Here is a 20,104-nt window from a genome sequence, read left to right as displayed (position 1 = left end):
CTATTCCCCTAATCTCTCAACTATCATGGCACTGCCTATACCCGAGGCTCCCGCTGCGACCACAAGACCATAACGTCCGTTGGCAACGTCTAAGGTATCCAATAAGGTTGATAACAATATTGCACCTGATGCGCCTAAAGGATGGCCTTTGGCTAAATGTCCCCCCGCAACGTTAACTTTTTCGGGCGAAACATCAAAATCACGGATAAATTTGACAATACTTACCGCAAACGCTTCCATGTATTCAATCCTGTCCATGTCTGCCAATGACAAACCAGAGCGCTCAAATACCTTTTCCATCGCTGCAATACCGGCAGTTAAAGACTCAGCAGGATCACCACCGACTTCAGCACAGGCCACTATTCGTGCCCGAGGTTTGGCATCAATGGCATCTTTTGCGCCAATTAACGCCAAACCAGCGCCATCTGAAATGGGTGGTGCATGGGCGATAGTGTGGCGATGGTCAATTTCTCGACCAAGGATGTCTTTGTAGTATTTAGCCGCGCCGCCAAACGCAGGCTTGAGCGATGCTAACGACTCTATGCTACCAACATGCAGACACTCTTCACGGTCTAAACCGTTTACAGCAATTCGTGATGCAACTAGGCCCGTCCCTTCACCAGCCTGAGTTAATTGCTGAGAAGATAACGCAGCTTGGTCAAGTTCTTGTCTACTAATACCCTGGTCTTCAGCCAAGCGATCAGCGGCTAGAGCAACCAATAAATAACGACTACGAACGGGTAATGTTCTGTCCGTGTAAAAATCTGCGTTATCTGCCATAAATGGCACACTAGACATCATCTCAACGCCTCCGGCGAGGGCAATTTCTCCTTGTCCAGCCTCAATCATTGCGGCTGCTTGGGAGATAGCAGTAAGTCCAGATACACAAAAATTGTTGAGTGAAAAAGCCGTTGTAGAATCCGGTAATTTCGCTCTAAATTTTGAAACCAAGGCAATATTGCCACCTTGAGAACCAACTTGACCTACAGCGCCTAATATCAAAGCATCTGGTTTCATTTCATAATTGCTACGTTGTTGTAACGCTCCAATGAGCTTAGACACCAACTCGTCAGGCTTCATTGCAGCGAGCGCACCGCCCTCTTTCCCCTTGCCCCGCGGAGTTCGTACCGCATCAAAAATATAAGCCATTTTATTATCTCCTGCTTCTCCGACATAATCGGATACTTAGCTAAACGCGGTGTAACTCGCCTTACTTTTATTATAAGACCATCATCACACACGTAAGTATGATTACGCAAGCTTATATGTTAATAAATTGTATTCCTGATATTCTTAATCTAACAATAACGACAAATAAAATTGATAATTCGGGGCGTTTAAAATACAAAATCGATCTTAATAGATCTTAAATTGCGATTATTGCAGATACCAAACAAGCCCATAAATTGGAGGTTTAAAAAGGTTTTATTTGGCATTATTCAGAAATTATTGGTGCAGTTCTATTGATAACGATTACTGCATCTTTTGATGATGATAATGGTATTTTACGTAACTGGAGAGCAAATCAACCGGAGTAGAAAAAACATTACTGAGTTTTAAGTTGCAAGTTAATGACAAGTAAACAGTCACTTAAATAGCTATCCATTCTACTCAATAATCAGTTTCTCGCTGATGATGATAAGTTACAAAAAATGACGGTGGGGTTGCCTTAAATTAAAGCTCGAATTTGAGTTTAAAGCCATACTAGCGACTATTATTCTTTGGGGTGATATTTACCCATGGAAAGTGTGTTAATCATAATTGAACCAGTAAAAAGTTGCCCAACAAGTAGCTAGGTTGATTGCATAGCCACTATATAGCGTATAACCTCAACTAACTTGAATAGTTAAGCATGGCATTGTTAATTTTATGAAATTACGCATCGAACATTTAACCCGTCATACTTACACTGGGCCTGTTAGTTTTTCAGGACATAGTTTATATCTGCGTCCAATCGAAGGTCACTTAAGACGTGTCCATCGTTTTGATGTTGAGACCATTCCCCCTTCACAACAAAGTTTTGTGCGCGATGTTGAAGGTAACTCATTACTCAAATGTAACTTCGGACTGACAGAGTCAGAAATTTTGGAATTTTTGACGGTAATCGATGTTGAGATTGATGATGACAACCCCTACGACTTTTTACTTGAATCTTACGCCCTTGAATATCCATTTGAATATCGTGGTGCTGACGTAAAAGCGCTCACTCCCTATATTCTAGATCCGCAACAACAGAACCAATCGCAAGTTCTCGATTGGTATCAGCAAGCGGTTCCCTCGCCTTCGAAACATCCGGATATTATTCAATTTTTAATGGATATAAACCAAGCGATTCGTCGAGACATTCGTTATATACGCAGAGATGAAGAAGGCATACAGCTGCCAAATGACACTCTTTCGTTAGGCTCAGGCTCCTGTCGAGATATGGCCGTTTTGTTTATCTCTGTGGTTCGTCAACTTGGTCTAGCCGCTCGATTTGTTAGTGGTTATTTGTATGATCCTCCGGCCGAAAATGGTGCTGAGTATACTTTCAATCGGGCGGTTGGTTCTATGCACGCTTGGGCTGAGGTTTATTTACCGGGGGCTGGCTGGAAGGGATTTGATCCCACTAACGGTATATTGGCTAACAGTTTTTTTATTCCCACCGCGGTGAGCCATAGTCCCGAAGTGATTGATCCTATTCAAGGGCACTACTTTTCTAAAGATGCCACAGATTCGGATATAGAGATTCAATTGCATATACAACAGTTAGATGTTGCCACAGATAAATGAAGTGAATACGCTAGCGGCGTGATTTAAACTAACGCTCACAGCTGAATATTGCGTTTCGCTAAATTTGCACCGCCAGTACAAACCAGGTTAAAGCACCCAAACGGTTAACTTTAGCGAAAGGTAAAACCATTAAAAAATCGGCTAATAGCGCACTATGCGCTATTAACCGCGAATATTAGCCGCAACTATTAGCCAATATAGAATTTCAGCAATTACTCTATTGAAAACTCATCAAATAACTGCACTTCAGAATTAAGATTAGTCGGATCAAACACATAACTTTGTACTGTGCCCGTTCCAGTATCTAAGATAGAAAATACTGACAAGGTATTACTGGTTACAAAAGGTAAGTTTGGATAAGCGTCATTTTCTAAACTCATCGGGCTAAACACCGTTGGAAAACTCATTGCGCGGCCTTGTGGATCGCCATTTGGTGGATAATCTTCAATTGCCCAGCGTGGATTTTCCGAATTCACATCGGCCCAAAAGTCGGCATAACTAGAGCGCACATCATTGGTATACACACCGCTGCTATCAACATAATAAGCACCGTAAGAATTGCCCACATTTGAGCTTTCTAAATAATGGAGGTCTTCCACTTGCGCTCTATTCCACAAATGCGAGTGCCCTATGTGCACCAAATCCACCCCATTTTCCAACAGTAGTGGTTCAATATCGTTGAGCCATACGTCTTGAGCTAACGGATATTGATAACGCACTTCAGTGATATTACTGAGCATTGGTTCAACGTCATTGGTCCAAGTCTCGGTGCTCAACGGAAAGGTGAACTCAGTGATAGTTTCAAGTCCTTGCGCATCCGTTTCAACAAGTTGCATAACAGGTTGTGACAACACCGGCACGGTATTATCACCTAAGCCAAATACCCCTTGGTGAGCCATTACCACTTTATATTTGGCATTTTTGAAAGCATCAGTTTGCATAACCGATTCTAACCATGCGTACTGCTCGGAATCTTTGTCAAAACGTTCAAACAAAAACTCACCAAATCCCCATTGTGAAGGATCTTCTAAGGTGCTTAAGCTTTCCACAAATTTAGACTTGCTAGCACCAGAGACACTCCACGAACGCCAGATTCTCGACACGTTCATTGAAATAATAAACACATCACCAAATACAGTTGCATAATATTCTTCACCACCTTGGCCATCATCAGGGAAAGAGAAAATATCTAAGAAGCTGTTTTGATTATGTGATTGATCAGCAATCCATTGGGCTTTAATCTGAGCATCATCAGTCGGGTTTACGTCGGCTTTTACTTGCTCATAAGCGGCTTCCGCATACCAAGCTGGTTGCGGATCATTAAAGCCACCATTAAGGGAGTAATCATCTTCAGTAGGACGATAACGCCCCATCACTTCATGATTACCAATGGTCCCAAATAGAGGTGAATGTTGCAGTATTTCTCCACCATTGTATGGGAATCCCGGTAGATACTTTTGATAATGTCCTTGTAGTGCAGGGAAAAAACCTGGCGCATTATCTTTTGCCTGATCAAACCATTCAGATGCACGATCCGGTACATTAACAAAGTCACCAGCAAACAATACTGCATCAGGGACACCGACGGTTTCGACTACTTTTTGATAGTTAGCGACAACATTCTTTTTCGACTGTAAATCTGATGTAAGTAATATCTTCAAAGGAGCATCTTTAGCAGGAGCTGGCGCTAAAGTGAAAGTATCGCTGGCAAATACAAACCCATCTTCATCTTTACTGGAAACTGAATATTCTACACGCTCACCTTGCGTTAAGCCCTCTGCCACCGCCTCGTGACGAAACACAGAGCGATAACTCACTGCATCATAGGTTTTACCAAATTGTTGAGATGACGCATCTTCCATCATACGAGTTAATGAGGTTGTAACAACATTAGTGGTGGTTGTTTCACCGTATTGCAAAGTATGCTCAGTACCTTCGAAATTGGTAAACCACACCACACTGACGGAACTCTCAGTAGGTAATTGTAAGAATGGGTCGGTTAACATTGCATGCTCTGCGTTAACCATCACAGGTATTTCAACTGGCACTTCTACAGGCACTTCAATTTCTACAATTTTATCGTCGTCACAGGCAGCAAGTGTGGCAACAAGACACAGCAAACCTAACGAACGAGCGTTCGCAAACTTAGTTTTCATTATAATTTTCCCATCAAATATGAGTTGATTTTTCAATTCCACACAAAGTAAAACGCGCCTAATCGGTACTTTTTTAACTTTGAGAAAGCCAAGACAAACCACTAAAAATCAGCACAAAAAACCCGAGAAATATTGCATTTCACGTGAATATTTTTTGAGGAATAAATAGTGCAGAAAAAAACTAGCAGATAAAAAAGACAGTTCTATTACATAAAAAAAATGTGATAAAAGCTTCATAAAACAACAGGATTAATGACAGATTTATGAAAGATAAAAGATTTATATTTTTTCAATGAGTCTACTTTCACTCATTTTTCGCACATCGTTGTTGCTCCAAGTACTTTATAAATCAGCTAAAAAATCATTTGTATTCAACAGCAAACCACGGGCAATTTGATACACTGCCTTAAACAATAAAATGACAATTTACTAATGGAAAAATTATGCAGGTGATTTTCTCTCACGGAAAAGAAAGTGGTCCTTGGGGCTCTAAAATAACTACCTTGGCAAAGATTGCGCAACACCATGGTCATCAGGTAGATAGCCTCGATTATTCAGCCATTGCCAATCCAGATGCACGGGTAGAAAAGTTAATTGGACGTTTAGCCGAGGTTACTGAGCCCGTATTACTGGTGGGTTCATCAATGGGCGGCTATGTTTCATTGGTAGCCTGCGAGCGTCATCCATGCGCAGGTGTATTCTTATTAGCACCGGCCCTATTCATGCCAGGTTATGACAAACAAAGTTACTCATCAGGCAAGCAACCGATTTGCATCGTGCATGGTAAAGAAGATGAGGTAATACCCTATCAACACTCAGAAAAATACGCTGCCCAATCTGGTTGTGAATTACATTTGATTACTGGAGACCACCGACTTAACTCGTCAATGGATCAAGTTACAAGGTTATTCACTGACTTTTTGAAGCGCTTTTGATAAATACCAACAAAGCGTCATCTAAATTAAGCAGAGGTTTATGTACGACTTAAGTAAAGCAGCGGTGTGCAGTTGAATAAACTGAACTCAACCGGGCTTTGGCTAATGTTGATAAATACAATTTCTTCCAGAACGTTTGGCCTCATACAAAGCACTATCTGCACGTTTGAAGAGGCTTTCAAAATCATCATCAGCTTGCATTTCGGTTATCCCGATGCTGATAGAAAGAGGTTCACCATCATTCAATTGCATACCATTGATATGCGCCAATAAACGATTTCCAACCATCATTGCCGTTTGCTGATTGGTATCAGGCAGCAGAACAATAAATTCATCGCCACCAAAGCGCCCCAATAAGTCATTTGGACGTAATAATTGTTTAACGCTTTCACTGAGTATTTTTAAAGCCTTGTCTCCCGCATTATGGCCGTGGGAGTCGTTTATCTTTTTAAAGTGATCAATATCATAAACCAACAAACATAAATCTTTGTTTTCCCATTGAGCATGACGTAATTCAGAAATAGCGCGCTGTATTAGGTATTCTCTGGATGCCGTTTGGGTCAAATTATCGGTAAAAACTTTGCTTTTAAGTTGGTGATTGTGTGCAGTTAATGCAGGCACAGCAATGGCAAACATCGCATTAGTCGCTACCACGTTAATCGCATATTGATAGACCATAACAAACTCCATCAGCTCTAACGCATCGACTAAAAATACCACCAGCAAACTACTCACGGCCAAACTCAAAATATTGAAAAAGGCATTTTCAGTGCAGGCAATCCACATATGCGGTATGACCAAGAAGAAGATTGCAAACGAGCTATCCATAGATTGAGTGAATTTGGCCAGCAACATAGCTATTACAATTAATGCTATTGAAACCAACAACTTGTACTTATACTGCGGGGTTGAGGTGCTTAACTGGCCTTCAATATGCTCAAGTAACATAAAGAATTTTTTCGGATAAATAACATGCATGATGCTAAAAAATAATGGGCTGAGCACAACAATACCAGCCATATCCCCTATCCAAAACGGTAACCAAGTAGACATAATCTCTTGCAATTGCATCATATCGGAGAAGACCAGCGAATTTAAAACTAAAAAAGTCGCGATTAATGATGCAACCGCAGCAATTAGCAAAAAGCTGATAATAGATAGTGGTAAGGTAAGTTGCTTTGTTTGCGTTAACCAACGCAATAATTGACTAGCGGCATAATATGGAAGGATATGGGCAACGCCAAACAGCACGCCCCCTTCTATGGCTTCGACGCTTTGCAGTTCAATTTGGTAGTCTTTGTTAGTAAACAAAGTGACCAAAATCGCCGCCAACATGACGATTGGGATAGCACGAGCGCCCACCACAAAAAACACAGCAAAGGTCAACCCCGCTGGCGGAAACCAAACACTGGCATGGTGAGAAAATTCAACCAAAGCGCCACTGAACCAAACCAAAACCCAACTAATCAGCAGTAAAGCGGCTCTCGCGCCAGCTGAGTTTTGTAAAAAATGTAGGCCTTTTTGTTTAATACTCAGTTCATCAACTTGCGATGATAAATTACCGGTTTGCATCTACTGCTATCTTCCTTAAAGTCACTCTTAATCCTTGTACTTTGATAAGTCCATATTGAATGCATGAAAAAGATATCAGCATCTTGATAACCTGTATCATAGCAAACCCGTTAGTGGTTAATATACTCTGAAAGCATATTAGATTTGCTAAACATGCTTTTTTACCAGTCATCCTCGCCATTTACCGTTAGTCATATAATCCACAAATGAGCAATCCAGATAGTTAAGCTTTGTGTCACTAACTAACTAGAGGAAATAAAAAATGTTCAAAACAAAACCGTTAATCTCTTTCATCATTATTTTTTGGGGCTTGCTACCCGCGTTTAGCGCTTTGGCAAATGTGATTGGCAGTTGGCAAGGTGAGTTAAAGGTGAATGAAAACACCAGTTTGCCGATGATCGTGCATTTTTCTCAAGAAAGTGACCAAATCACCGCAACCTTAGATAGCCCAGCACAAGGTGCAACTGGCATCCCCATCAACGAAGTGGTAGTAGCGCTGCCAGAAGTCAGCTTTAAAGTAAATGCGATTGGCATGCGCTTTACAGGAAGCTTCAGCAATCCAGACACCATAACCGGCACCTTTACTCAAGGTAGTGCAAAACTGCCACTGGTGCTCAACCGCAGCATTGAAATAGTAAAAGCGCCAGAGCGTCCACAAACCCCAGAGGCTCCCTTTGATTATGTGATTGAGGACGTTGTATTTAAGAATAGCAAAGCAAATATCAACTTGGCCGGTACCTTGACTAAACCTAAAGGTGAAGGCGATTTTGCCGCAGTCATTTTAATTTCAGGATCAGGTCCACAAGACCGTGATGAAACGCTGTTTGGACACAAGCCCTTTGCAGTAATTGCAGACTATTTAACCACTCAAGGCTTGGCAGTTTTACGCTTTGATGACCGAGGAACCGCCCAGTCTGGTGGTGATTTTGCCACCGCCACCAGCGAAGATTTCGTCGAAGATGTGCAAGCCGCATTTGAATTTTTAGCTGCGCGCTCTGATATAAAACAACATAAAATCGGCCTTATTGGTCACAGTGAAGGTGGAATGATTGCGCCCATGCTTGCCAGTAAAAACCAAGACATTGCCTTTGTGGTGATGATGGCTGGCTTAGGGGTTGATGGCGTGAGTTTAGTCACCCAACAATCGTTTGATATCCAAAAGTTAATGGGCGTGGAAGAAGCTGCCCTAAAAGCACAACGTCAACAAGATACACAGCTTTATAAACGCATTGTTAACGGCATGAGCAGCGAGGAGATTCATGACTATTTCATTCAAAAAGGTGCAACTGAAGCCGCTGCAACGGGCAAAGCTCAGCAACTTGGTTCACCGTGGATGCGCTTTTTTCTAGGCTACCAACCTAAACAATATTTAGATAAGGTTAGCTGCCCTATTCTAGCCATCAACGGCGCTAAAGATTTGCAAGTAGCAGCTCAGACCAATTTAGCAGCGCTAAACACCCTATTAACAGCGAACAATCATGCAGATTTCACGATTAAATCGCTGCCCAATCTAAATCACTTATTTCAAAATGCAGACACAGGATTACCTAACGAGTATGCTAGTATCGAACAAACTATGGATACCCATGTGCTTGTTTTAATGGCTGAATGGATTAACGCTAGAATTTAATATGATGTCACGTTCGTTTATATTACTTCAATTAATAGGTTGGTTGCTGTTTGGCGCAATCAACTTTTTTAGCCGAGCCTTGTTGCAAGGCGGTTCTTGGGCAGAGTTCATCTCCACTAGCGTATTAGTGCTTGTTGGTTTGTTCGTTTCATCGGTCTTACGACGTTTTTATCACTTGTCTAAAGTACTATCGTTGCCACCACCGATGTTAACCTTAACTGCGTTTGGCGCTAGTATCATCGCGGGCATATGCATTACCTTACTCGTGTTTATCATTTTTGAACCCTTTGCTGAGGCATTGTATAACACCCCTACGCTGTTCACCTTGATGCAATTTGTCTCAAATATCATTAACTTGAGTTTAGTGATGTTGATTTGGTCAGCACTTTACTTTGCCATTAAGCGCTATCATAGATTTGAACAAATCAAGGCAGAGAAACAACAACTCGATGATACCCTCAAACAAGTCAGTTTAGAGGCGTTAATTAACCAACTAAACCCCCACTTCATGTTCAACACCATTAACAATATTCGCGCCCTGATTTTGGAAGATGCCAACAGAGCCAGAGACATGCTAAGTCACTTAGCTGATATGTATCGCTACACACTCAATTCCAATAACAATCACTTGGTTACCTTGGCCGACGAATTAACCATGATTGAAGACTATTTAGCCTTAATGGACATTCAACTTGAAGGCCGTTTGCAAACCGAGTTCGATATTCAAAGGGATACCCGAGAGGTATTTATTCCTCGCATGATGCTGCAATTGTTAGTTGAAAATGCGATTAAGTACGGCATTGCTAACAAAAAACAAGGTGGCCAATTATGTCTAGTGGCAAAACGCCAAGAACACAGTTTATTTTTGCAAGTACGCAACAGCGGTAAGATCCAAAAAAGTGCGCAAGACAGCACGGGTATGGGTTTAAACAATATCCAACAGCGTTTGGCTCTGCTTTATGCCGACAACGCGACTATTACCATGACCGAACAAGATGAACAGGTTGTGGTCAATATACTACTTCCATGGAGTACCAGCGATGATACGCGCAGTAATAGTTGATGATTCGCGACTAGCACGATTAGAGCTAATTAACTTGTTAGAACAGGTTAATGATGTAGAGGTGGTGGGCGAAGCCCAAGATGTTGACGAGGCTCTTGATCTAATTGATGAGACCAATCCAGATTTGATATTGCTGGATATTAATATGCCAGAAAAAGACGGCTTTGATCTGCTCACTGAACTAGACTCTGTTCCCCAAGTAATCTTCACCACGGCTTATGATCAATATGCCATTAAGTCATTTGACTTTAACGCCTTAGACTATATTTTGAAGCCGGTCACTGCACAACGTCTCAACCAAGCGTTGGAAAAAGTAAGGGATAAACTCCGCCCCCATAGCCCGTCCTCCGATAAAGCAGACTTGCTTACAGCTGATAGCCAGTTTTTTGTAAAAGATGGCGAACAATGCTGGTTAGTGAAAATAGCGGATGTGCATCTAATTGAATCTGTGGGCAACTATAGCCGTCTTTACTTTGACCGCAATAGACCGATGATTTACAAAGCCCTGAGTAAAATTCAAGCGCGCTTGCAACCTGGTTTATTCTTCAGAGCAAATCGGCAGCAGTTGGTAAATCTAAACGAAATTGATCAGGTTTCACCACTGCTGAATGAGAGTTTAGAATTAACCTTAAAAAACGGTACTAAGGTCACGGTATCGCGCCGCCAGAGTGTCGAGTTCAGAGGATTGTTTAGGTTATAAGATACCAGCCCCAGCCGCGGGAAATCTAAGAATGAAAACTGCGGCTCGATTAAGCTTAGGCTAAGCTGCGCGTATAAGATGTAGCCGTGCTTTTAAGATGAAGAACTACAGACTTTAAATACCTTACACGCGTAGGAATAACTAACCGGTTTTACCTGACTAAGCGCGGCCATCTTTTTGGCTATAAAGACTTTTTCAAATTCAGTGATACGTTGGTAGTAATCGTCTAAAAGTTGTTGTTTCGTTTGCTCGTCGACAAACGAAAATGCCAGAGAGTTTGCGCCTGTTTTAACTAATTCCGACCACGACATATTAAAGTTTGTCACTGCAGTATAATACTCATCGGTCATGTTTGAGTCCCACATGCCTCGGTCATCCGTGGATAATGCTACCGGCACTCCTAAGCGTAAATATTCAGGAAACGGATGCTGTGAATAATCATCTACATATTCCAATAAAAGATTACTGATGAGGTTAATTTCAATCAGGTATTGGTTGTAGCGCATCAACAATAAGGTATCGGCATCGTCGATTAAATTAAATCCATGACCGATGCGAGTGGCACCTAGTAACAGGGTATCGCGAATATGCTGATTAGGCTCATCAGTTTCACCAGCATGAATGGATAAGTTAACGCCGTGATACTGATGTCTGAGTTTCCGTAACGTGGGTAAAAAGCGCAACGGATGGCCTTTGTCGTTGTCTTCACGGCCAACCATATCAACGGCGACATAAAGCTCTGGATGTTCAGACACAAACTTATACATCCACTCTAGTCCGTCTAAGGCCTGCGAAGAAAACCGCAATAACGCGTATTGAAGTCGAACCGTGACACCAGTGTCGATGGCATCTTTTTGCGCAAAGCGCTTTAGGTATATTTGATACACTTCTTCATGCCCAAAACTGCTGCCATCTGGATGCACAAAACCACGCACTCCAGCATCGGTTTCTAAATAAGATAAACCTTCAGCGCCAAAGGCTTGCATGTTTTTGACAATTAAATTAGCTTGCATATAGGGGTTGAACATCAACGAATTAAGTCGCGCCCAATGGGTTTCAAAAAACTCATCACGTCCCTCAGTGGGTTTATCTAAACGAATGCTATTCATCCAAGCTTGTTTTTGTTCTGGGCTGAGATCTTGCAAACGTATATATTCAGACTGCTCACAGCTATCGAGTTTTTGGTATTCAAACTGCTGAATATTAACAAACAGCATTAAGTAAGGTGAGCCTTTGAATTGATCTGAACCATAAGCTTTGCAATTGTTAATTGTAACTTTTGTATAGTAGATATAACCATTTTCTTGTTGCTTTATGGCTTCATCAAACCACCACTGTGAACGATTCGAACCTGTGGAATGATTATGTAAATCGCCCCCTTTGGGCATCGCATATAAAAACCGATAAAGCTCATCAGCCGAGGCCGTTTTTTTAAAAGCTTCAAACTCTTTATCAAAGGTTGCAGCAAAGGTGTTGCACACAACACTCATATAAAAGATTGAGACTAAACACACCAATTTCATGTTAATGGCTCCAAAAAGGGGATGGTTTAATTAAAAGTTGATTGCTTGTCAGCAGGCTAAATTAACCTGCTAGTTGAACAAAACAAAATGAATCTGATTAGTTAACATCGTAAGGTAATGCACTCTCATAGGTACTCCAGTTTTTCACAATTTCCTGAATAACTGTATTACCTACTATATATGCTGCATTTTTAGCAGGATAACCACCATCGGGATACGGAGCCGTAACACTCCAACTGGTTAACTTGTCGGCAGGTGCCATGGTGTAATTACTCACGGTTCTTAACACCATGACTCTTTGTGGATCAACTTTACCAATCCGAGCCAGACGCATAAGTGACGTCAACGTCCCTGAGTCTTCCATATTACTGGTCATAAAGTTTGCATCATCACCGCCGTATAACTTCAACCAATCGTTGGCCCACTCGTTTAGGTGCTTACCATGCCAATATTTACTCGCACTTAATGTGTCACCTATGGTCACAAAAGGCGGTTTTTGGGCGTTTGGCATCGTTTTATATAATTCTCTAAACGCTTTTATACCTTCACTGTCAGCGAGTTGAATATCTTTTGTTTGACTAAAAGCCCAATCGGCTAATTGACTGTTTAGATCGAAGGAAACCGTATCTAGCGTCCAACCGGTAGAGATGTCTGCCGGTTCTTCAGCAGGTTCAGTGGCTCCTAATGGGATAATTCCGTATGGCCAAGAATCCGGTATTTCTCTGGCATCAATTTGATAAATAAGATCGCCATCAACAACATGCTTAGCCCATGCAGCTGAACCCAATGACAAGTCTTCTGGATCACCACCGGCGATACCTGCAACTACCCAATAGGCTTTACTCAGGTCAAAGCGAGGATCTAAACCCAGTGCCATAATCGACGCCGTCGCATTAGGAATGCCACCACCAACACAAATAACCAACACTCCATCTTTATTGAGGTATAAATCGTACTCGCCTAATGGGAAGTCTAATTTTTGAGAAAAGTCACCCCGCTCCAACCAAAGTTGAAGCTCCCCCGCGTCATCTCCCATTGCATCGCCAGACTCATACATGGTCACCACTACTGCTTTAATTGCATGGGTTTGTACCACTGCTTCTGCCACACTGACAGGCTTAATTTTGGTCGTGGTTTCATTATTACCGCAAGCAACAGTATTAGCCGCTAGTAACACTAACATTGCAGGCTTAGCGTATTTCAAAAATGACATGTTTATACTTCTCCGGATAGATTACGCTCAAAAACTTGACCGATTGGTCAGCAAATATTATACCGATTAGCTAAAAATGGCGAATGAACATGTTTCTGCTAAATGGTGTTGTTAGGTATACCCATTGATGGGAAAGGGCTAAGGAAAATAATCGACAGTTAAAAATACAGATTGAGAATACGACCCAGTTTTCCTTTGCACTTACTTATTTGAACAATAAGCGGTAATCATGGTGCATAAGCATTCAATTAGTGCATGGAGTTGCAATCAATAGATATCTAAAAAACCCAAAAAGAATCGTAGTTTAAAGAAAAGCAGAAAAATAAAAAATTAACAATTCAGACGTTCGCTAGGCAGACTGACCACCTAGCAAACAATCGATAAACTAAATCAGAAAATAGCTTACTTAGCACTCACTTCGGTAAACACATAAGAATGCTGACTATCGATCAATTTTAATGTTCGTTTACCGGATTCGCTTTGTCCAATAACCAACTCCATTCCAAACATGATTGGATTAAGCATCACTATAGAATTTGAGCCATCTGAACTGGTTTTAGTGGTTAACGCGCTTTTCCAAACACCAGGATCGAAGATGGTTTCTCCTGCTACCGTTGAAATTGATACTTCGCCTAAAATATCATTTTCGTAGTGAGTGGCTAAGCTAGCTAAAATCGCAGCATCGCCAGGCAAATCAATTTCGTCTAATCGCGATGCATTGATCTTTTGTTGTTCAAGGGCAAATACATCCACTTCGTCAGCCGCTTTAGGCTCGGCATTATAGAGCAACTCAATTAATTTGCGCTGAAATGCAGAAGCTAAATAATAGCCTTCATCGGAGTTAGTCAAAATAACTGCGGCGACATTGGCACTGGGTATCACAATGAATTGCGATTTATAGCCAGCCATACTGCCGCCATGTTCAATAATCTCTACCCCTGCGATTTTCTTGGTCGAAAGCCCCATCCCGTAATATTCATCTTTACCAGAAGACACGCCCGGTAAACGTCTTTCCAATAAGGGCGTTTGTGCAAAGAGTCTCTTACCTTGCGGGCTGACACCGAGCGTCAACTCGTTGGCTAGATACTTGAGCATATCCGAAGAGGAAGAAAACGCCCCGCCAGAGGGACGATAAGGCAATATCGTCAGATTAAATCCATGCTCACTAGTCTGTTCAACTTCCTCAATCTCAAATTCAAAATTGATTGCATAAGGTGTAGCAACATTGCCCGCTAAGGCCGTTTCAAAAGAAAAAGTGGTGCTATTCATTTGCAAGGGATCAAAGATAAATTCTTGCATAGCTTTGTCATAAGCGGCGCCTATTTCCATCTCAGGATAGAGAATATGACCTGCTACTAGTCCGGCCACTGCCGGCATTTGATTATTGTATTGATATAACTCGCCAAAATCACTGGTAGGCTCTACATTGGCTAAATCTTCTACAGCCATTAACGCTGGCGCATCTGGACCACTATTAAATACCCATGTCATATCTTTACGAGGTAAACCTGTACACGCACAAACGAGGTGACGAATAAGCACTTTATCTGTGGTTTCTTGGCTACCTAGTTTAAATTCAGGATAGTGATCGGTGACTTTATCATCCCAATCAAGCTTGCCCATCTCAACAAGTTTAGCCAACAATAAAGTGGTCATTCCTTTGGTATTCGAAGCCACCATAAACAAAGTATCTTTATCTACAGGCTCGCCACTGGCGATATTTTTCACCCCTACTCCACCTTCATATACCACGTTACCATCTTGCATCACCGCAATCCCAGCACCGGGTATTTTCAACTTCTTGGCAGACTCATTTACAAAACTCAGCAACGCCTCTACTTTTTGTGGATCAAGTTTGTGGGCAGACGCACTAGCGAAGTTCTCACCGTCATAGCCAAGCACGGTATAACTTTGTAGTAAGGTGTTTAACTGAGAGCCGCGTTTACCCAACACGGCAAAGCTAGAATCAACCAGCACCACATGCCAGTCGTTAGCGTTACGCAAAACAACGGCATAAAACCCCCGCTCTTCAGATATGGCACTTTCATACTCAATAAAGGTTTGCTGTTGCCAGCCATTGTTAGCTACTTCATCGTTAATGAAACGCACTTCACGGGCAAAGCCAGGAGAAAATTTTTGCCAAGCTTGCATGGCCGCCTTAGCAGCATCATCGGCACCTTTCACCACAGTGATAACTATCACCCCATCCCCTTCAGGCGCGGTGTATTTAATTAGCTCAGGCCCCTTATCCTCAACCCAACTTTCTGGAGCATCATAGGTTGCCCCCAACCAATCATCAGCTCCTAAAGCCTGATCAACTGATTCAGAAAGTTCGGAAGTTTTAACACTTTGAGTATCAGCAACACAGGCAGATAAACTAAAGGCAAAAAAGAAAATAATGGGGTAGAAAGATACATTTCGCATAGTAACAGTCCCTTGATTTGATTAAATATTAGTCTATACGAGCAATAAGATTTAATAAAGTGAACTGCGATAATTTTGATTTTTTGTATTTGCTACTAAACTTTTTTAGTAGCAAACATCAATCAGTGTGTTTTCATTTTGCGTAAATCACGTACATAAGTACCTGAACCGTTTTTTTGTATCACCTCAAATAAGTCAATGGCAGCAAATAAATCACTGAGTTTTTTAAACCCAAAATTTCGCTGATCAAAAGATGCGTGGTTCGCAATATGTTTACCGATCGCGCCTAAGTTCGCCCAGCCATCATCATCTTCGGAGGCTTCAATTGCTTGGCGCAACATATTCATTAATTTCGTATCGCTTTTGATACTAGGCTTTCGATGGGGTATTGGTTTTTCGTCTACAGGTTCTTCATCGAGGTAAAGAAATTTCGAACAACTATTCACAAATGCAGTAGGTGCTTTCCGCTCTCCGAAACCAATCACAAATTTACCATCAGCCAAAGCTCGGGTAACTAAAGGTGTAAAATCGCAATCAGATGAGACTAGACATATTGTATCAACATCTTTGGTGTAAAGAATATCCATTGCATCGATTACCAATGCTATATCAGTGGCATTTTTGCCTTTGGTTAAATCAAATTGCTGGATAGGTTGGATAGCGAATTCATGCAGCACATCTTCCCATGGCTTAATATTAGGGCTTTTCCAATTGCCGTAAGCTTTGCGAATATTGACTACACCATAACGCGCCAATTCTGACAGAATTATGCCAATTTTTGCAGCAGGCGCATTGTCTGCATCAATAAATAAAGCGATTTTGTCCTGTTCTTTCATCCTTTAAAATTCCTTTTTCAGCCCCTTTTAATGTAAGAAACATAATGGAACGCAAACAGCAATGAATCAATTATTTTTAAGATGTGAAAGTATGAGTGGGGATACGTTATTAGCTAAATAACGGTGACTTTTTTCTAACTCACTAAAGATGTGAAAATTAATGCAACAAGCGAATACCTGAAATTACCATTCATTGAGTTGCTGCATATCCTTTAATCTACATCGTTGGAGCAGCAGAGCTTCAAATAAGTCATCTATCGAGTCATTTTGTGGCGTTAACCCTGGCAATGCTATATTCGCTTCAGCAAAAAAGCGTTGTTTCTGATTGATAAGATCATCTTCTAACCAAGCAGATAACCACCAGTCTTGCATACGTTCTTTTGCTTCCTTTAATTTATGCTCAGAGGGCAATCGATCTCGTTTGATATTATTCACTTTGCAATCACTTGGAACTAAATTCCAAAGATCATTATTAGGCCAACGAGCAAAAGGCATGCTGTGATCAATGTCATATTTTTGGTTTAAACGCTTTGAAGACCAAACACATTGTATTGATTGCGACTTAGCTAATGTCTCAAAACGGCTGCGAACTTCAGACGTCGTTCGCTGTGGATCCAACCATTTGAGTGCTTGATAAAGGTAAACTTGTTTTTCAGGCTTGGCATAATCCGAATTGCCTTTATACGCCGCCATCGTTTTCACCCACTCATTAACTAAAACGGGTTCAATCCAACAAGCATAGCGACACAGCGCCAGCCACGTGGTTTCAGGTAATGAAAATTCGCCCCATTTTTGTAATGTGGGTAAATCTAGGAAAATACTATCTTTAGCCCTAATAGATTTAGTTGTCGCTTCAAAAACCTGTGTTTTTTGATTAGGCAGAGTAATGTACTGACAAGGCATTTCTTTGATATTCGAGGCACTGGCGCTTAGGGTTTTATGCAGTGCAATGGCATCTTCACCGGTAAACATGTTTCCAATGCGGTAATCAGACGCTGTTCTATGTCGCAATTTATGCCAACCGTCAGGTTTCATAAATCCCATGTTCGGTTTCGCGTTTGGTACTTGGAATAGTTGATGATGGTCAATTAAGTCTTTGTATTGATGTATCCAATACAACGCAACTAACCCCAAGGGTAAAATAACTCTGTCACCGCTAGCTAAAGACTCTCTTCGTATGACCGCACCAGGGTGACCATCAGCTATTCGCAATAACACTCTGAGTAAAGCAAGTTTATGAGTTGCTGATTTGCCATCATTGATAGCAACATGGCGAATAAAAGGAAATGCGCCCGTTCCATCGTCTGGCAACTGCAAAATTAAGGTCTGCCAATAAACCCCTTCTCGTCCGAGTTTATCGGTTTCATTTTGCGCTTCGAATTTGGAAAACAAACCATAGTTATGTGCTAAATGTTCGACTTCTTCAACACTTACATCGAACATTTGACGACTTTGCTGTTCTTCTTTGGTCATTCCAAGCTTAAGTGAAATAACGATTTTTCCACCAGGTTTAAGTAAATTAGCCAGTTTACGAATGGCTCTCGCCCGTTGACTTGGAGGAACATGCATCCATACCGCACTTAACAAAATCAAATCGAAGTTAACTTCTAATTTTGTCGTTTTATCAAGAGCAGGCAAAGCGTCTTGAATCCAGTGAACCTTTTTATTTCCCGTGGTTACCTTACCTACTTTCAACATTTCCAAGGCAGGTTCAACAGCATAAATCTGATAACTTTGGTCACTTTTCAATTTTTGTTCAGCTAAATCCGCGATGTAACTAACATCCCTCCCAACCCCTGCCCCCACATCTAAAATGGAAACGTTAGATTGCTCAAACAATGAAGTTAAATGATGCGCCCAATTGTTATGCACATCGAGGAAAGACAGCGACAAATACTGAGGGGCTATTTCTTCTATTTTGTTGTTGTAATAATCAGAAGACACATTAATCCTTAATGGGATATTTATTCATTATTCAACATTAAAAACATGTAGATTTTTATCATAACTTCATATTAATAATAGGGCTACAGATATCAAATTGAGATTCACTGAGAGAACCTTACACTGCCAGAGTTGACACAAAATTCCGACCATTTAGCTTTTATCGTTTAAATTAAACTTAAATTTTTATTCTTAAGCTGCGTGTGCGGCAGCTAACTTCAGGCACTCCCAAACACAAGCGCTGCATCCATGAGACGAACGGTGATTGTACGTACCGAACTAAGTGTGATGGGCTAAATAGCAATTTTAGATGTTGTTTTTTCATACTACGTCTCTACTACTATAATGCGCTTTTACCGAAAGTGTATTTGTGCACGGCTGTATGCGTTTGCGTGCTTTTTATTTATCGCATATTTTGATTGCATTGATAGTCCTTGCACAAGTCACCTGTGATTTCACAACGGTTTAACTTTGCTTGTAATTTTTCGAGGTTATGCAAGTTGTCCGCAAAAATGCTTGTGGAGTTTAATTCTTCACTTAACACAATATGGGCTTTGACTAATTTAATTAGTTTTGTAAAGTCCGCTGATTTTCCGGCTTTTTCAATAATTGAATTTTCGCGACTTATTTGCATCGTTATGTACAGAAGATTTGGGTCCATGATTACTTCTCAATTTTTGTGCTCAATTATTAGAAAATGTTTTGTTTTGGGGCTGCTAACTGCCCCAAGTATTTTCAACTAACTTTTCTTATCTAAGAGAAATATTCGAAGAACATGCCTTTGCGTTTCAGTAGAAAATGCATTGGTCGCATTGCCCTTGAGAAGCCACTGAAAAATCGTCGCCGTGACCTGCTTTAATTTAGTAAACAGCTGCGTATTTTTAGTATTTACTTTACGTTCAGCTAAACAGGTAATTGGCGGTTGTGCGTGGTTTCTAAGGGGTTGGCTTTGAGGCTGATTCACACACAAGTTTTGCATCCATGAGGCGAATGGTGATGGTACGTATGAAACTATATGTGATGGACTAACTAGCAATTCTTGATGTTGCTTTTTCATATTGAGTCTCTACTACTAAAATACGACTGCATTTGCGCCTTTGTGGCACCGATTTCCATTAAGCTGGTGATGTGCTGTTTACACCAACTTTTTGCTGGTTCGACAATTTGACTAAAAGCTTTATTGTCTAATCTTTTGTATAAGTGTAACGAGTTTCTAAAATCTCCCACCTGTCGATAAATATCTGCACATAATAGGATCATTTCATCTGAAGCGTTGCCGAGAATCTGCGAAATCTGCGAAGGCAAATCAGCGAGGTCAGAGCCTTTGATTTTCTTA

At 41.1% G+C, this 20,104-nt stretch carries 15 protein-coding genes; 5 read left to right on the top strand and 10 right to left on the bottom strand.

Going from position 1 to position 20,104, the window contains the following annotated elements; translation table 11 throughout:
- A complete protein-coding gene (locus Q4567_RS12695) occupies positions 1-1,149 on the bottom strand; it encodes an acetyl-CoA C-acyltransferase (RefSeq protein ID WP_303500596.1) in 1,149 nt (382 codons plus the stop codon).
- Between the two features lie 720 nt (positions 1,150-1,869).
- On the opposite strand from Q4567_RS12695, the gene Q4567_RS12690 reads away from it, so the two are divergent.
- Positions 1,870-2,772: a transglutaminase family protein gene (locus tag Q4567_RS12690; protein ID WP_303500595.1), complete on the top strand. Its 903-nt coding sequence runs from the start codon at positions 1,870-1,872 to the stop codon at positions 2,770-2,772.
- Between the two features lie 212 nt (positions 2,773-2,984).
- Here the strand turns inward: Q4567_RS12690 and Q4567_RS12685 are convergent, their stop codons facing one another.
- A complete protein-coding gene (locus Q4567_RS12685; protein ID WP_303500594.1) occupies positions 2,985-4,928 on the bottom strand; it encodes a fibronectin type III domain-containing protein in 1,944 nt (647 codons plus the stop codon).
- A gap of 443 nt (positions 4,929-5,371) precedes the next feature.
- Here Q4567_RS12685 and Q4567_RS12680 point away from each other — a divergent pair, with 443 nt between their 5' ends.
- Complete coding sequence (locus tag Q4567_RS12680; RefSeq protein ID WP_216048390.1) at positions 5,372-5,863, top strand: YqiA/YcfP family alpha/beta fold hydrolase; 492 nt, start codon at positions 5,372-5,374, stop codon at positions 5,861-5,863.
- Positions 5,864-5,965: 102 nt separating this feature from the next.
- Here the strand turns inward: Q4567_RS12680 and Q4567_RS12675 are convergent, their stop codons facing one another.
- Complete coding sequence (locus Q4567_RS12675; protein WP_303500592.1) at positions 5,966-7,435, bottom strand: diguanylate cyclase; 1,470 nt, start codon at positions 7,433-7,435, stop codon at positions 5,966-5,968.
- A gap of 262 nt (positions 7,436-7,697) precedes the next feature.
- Here Q4567_RS12675 and Q4567_RS12670 point away from each other — a divergent pair, with 262 nt between their 5' ends.
- The 3 genes from Q4567_RS12670 to Q4567_RS12660 are packed head-to-tail and all read left to right on the top strand — an operon-like array spanning position 7,698 to position 10,828.
- Positions 7,698-9,065 carry a S9 family peptidase gene (locus Q4567_RS12670; protein WP_303500590.1) on the top strand — a complete coding sequence of 456 codons (1,368 nt, stop codon included), beginning with the start codon at positions 7,698-7,700 and terminating at the stop codon, positions 9,063-9,065.
- 1 nt (position 9,066) lies between these two features.
- A complete protein-coding gene (locus Q4567_RS12665) occupies positions 9,067-10,128 on the top strand; it encodes a sensor histidine kinase (protein ID WP_303500589.1) in 1,062 nt (353 codons plus the stop codon).
- Positions 10,106-10,828, top strand: coding sequence for a LytTR family DNA-binding domain-containing protein (locus Q4567_RS12660; protein WP_303500587.1), 723 nt, complete (start codon positions 10,106-10,108; stop codon positions 10,826-10,828). The genes Q4567_RS12665 and Q4567_RS12660 overlap by 23 nt, the downstream gene beginning before the upstream one ends.
- 92 nt (positions 10,829-10,920) lie before the next feature.
- On the opposite strand, the gene Q4567_RS12655 is transcribed toward Q4567_RS12660, so the two are convergent.
- The 7 genes from Q4567_RS12655 to Q4567_RS12625 all read right to left on the bottom strand — a co-directional run bounded on the left by Q4567_RS12655 (position 10,921) and on the right by Q4567_RS12625 (position 19,825).
- On the bottom strand, positions 10,921-12,351 hold the full coding sequence (locus Q4567_RS12655) for an adenosine deaminase (RefSeq protein WP_303500586.1): 1,431 nt from the start codon (positions 12,349-12,351) through the stop codon (positions 10,921-10,923).
- Between the two features lie 97 nt (positions 12,352-12,448).
- The gene (locus Q4567_RS12650; protein WP_303500585.1) at positions 12,449-13,564 is read right to left on the bottom strand and encodes a purine nucleoside permease; all 1,116 of its coding nucleotides are present in this window, start codon (positions 13,562-13,564) and stop codon (positions 12,449-12,451) included.
- A 402-nt stretch (positions 13,565-13,966) separates the two neighbouring features.
- The gene (locus Q4567_RS12645) at positions 13,967-15,988 is read right to left on the bottom strand and encodes a serine hydrolase (protein ID WP_303500584.1); all 2,022 of its coding nucleotides are present in this window, start codon (positions 15,986-15,988) and stop codon (positions 13,967-13,969) included.
- 122 nt (positions 15,989-16,110) lie between these two features.
- Positions 16,111-16,824 carry an NYN domain-containing protein gene (locus Q4567_RS12640; RefSeq protein WP_216048382.1) on the bottom strand — a complete coding sequence of 238 codons (714 nt, stop codon included), beginning with the start codon at positions 16,822-16,824 and terminating at the stop codon, positions 16,111-16,113.
- 183 nt (positions 16,825-17,007) lie between these two features.
- Positions 17,008-18,768 carry a class I SAM-dependent methyltransferase gene (locus tag Q4567_RS12635; protein WP_303500583.1) on the bottom strand — a complete coding sequence of 587 codons (1,761 nt, stop codon included), beginning with the start codon at positions 18,766-18,768 and terminating at the stop codon, positions 17,008-17,010.
- Between the two features lie 403 nt (positions 18,769-19,171).
- Positions 19,172-19,429, bottom strand: a complete 258-nt coding sequence (locus tag Q4567_RS12630; RefSeq protein WP_216048380.1) for a hypothetical protein — start codon at positions 19,427-19,429, stop codon at positions 19,172-19,174.
- Between the two features lie 78 nt (positions 19,430-19,507).
- A complete protein-coding gene (locus Q4567_RS12625) occupies positions 19,508-19,825 on the bottom strand; it encodes a hypothetical protein (RefSeq protein ID WP_303500581.1) in 318 nt (105 codons plus the stop codon).
- Positions 19,826-20,104 lie beyond the last annotated feature (279 nt).

Source organism: Aliiglaciecola sp. 2_MG-2023 (assembly GCF_030548145.1).
Classification (GTDB): Bacteria; Pseudomonadota; Gammaproteobacteria; order Enterobacterales; family Alteromonadaceae; genus Aliiglaciecola; species Aliiglaciecola lipolytica_A.
Note: the sequence above shows the minus strand (reverse complement) of the source record. Positions and strands in the feature narration are given on the sequence as shown.

What these genes read in the sequence shown, in the direction of transcription:
- Q4567_RS12695 (WP_303500596.1), bottom strand. Translation starts at nt 1,149, where the DNA reads ATGGCTTATATTTTTGATGCGGTACGAACTCCGCGGGGCAAGGGGAAA.
- Q4567_RS12690 (WP_303500595.1), top strand. Translation starts at nt 1,870, where the DNA reads ATGAAATTACGCATCGAACATTTAACCCGTCATACTTACACTGGGCCT.
- Q4567_RS12685 (WP_303500594.1), bottom strand. Translation starts at nt 4,928, where the DNA reads ATGAAAACTAAGTTTGCGAACGCTCGTTCGTTAGGTTTGCTGTGTCTT.
- Q4567_RS12680 (WP_216048390.1), top strand. Translation starts at nt 5,372, where the DNA reads ATGCAGGTGATTTTCTCTCACGGAAAAGAAAGTGGTCCTTGGGGCTCT.
- Q4567_RS12675 (WP_303500592.1), bottom strand. Translation starts at nt 7,435, where the DNA reads ATGCAAACCGGTAATTTATCATCGCAAGTTGATGAACTGAGTATTAAA.
- Q4567_RS12670 (WP_303500590.1), top strand. Translation starts at nt 7,698, where the DNA reads ATGTTCAAAACAAAACCGTTAATCTCTTTCATCATTATTTTTTGGGGC.
- Q4567_RS12665 (WP_303500589.1), top strand. Translation starts at nt 9,067, where the DNA reads ATGATGTCACGTTCGTTTATATTACTTCAATTAATAGGTTGGTTGCTG.
- Q4567_RS12660 (WP_303500587.1), top strand. Translation starts at nt 10,106, where the DNA reads ATGATACGCGCAGTAATAGTTGATGATTCGCGACTAGCACGATTAGAG.
- Q4567_RS12655 (WP_303500586.1), bottom strand. Translation starts at nt 12,351, where the DNA reads ATGAAATTGGTGTGTTTAGTCTCAATCTTTTATATGAGTGTTGTGTGC.
- Q4567_RS12650 (WP_303500585.1), bottom strand. Translation starts at nt 13,564, where the DNA reads ATGTCATTTTTGAAATACGCTAAGCCTGCAATGTTAGTGTTACTAGCG.
- Q4567_RS12645 (WP_303500584.1), bottom strand. Translation starts at nt 15,988, where the DNA reads ATGCGAAATGTATCTTTCTACCCCATTATTTTCTTTTTTGCCTTTAGT.
- Q4567_RS12640 (WP_216048382.1), bottom strand. Translation starts at nt 16,824, where the DNA reads ATGAAAGAACAGGACAAAATCGCTTTATTTATTGATGCAGACAATGCG.
- Q4567_RS12630 (WP_216048380.1), bottom strand. Translation starts at nt 19,429, where the DNA reads ATGGACCCAAATCTTCTGTACATAACGATGCAAATAAGTCGCGAAAAT.
- Q4567_RS12625 (WP_303500581.1), bottom strand. Translation starts at nt 19,825, where the DNA reads ATGAAAAAGCAACATCAAGAATTGCTAGTTAGTCCATCACATATAGTT.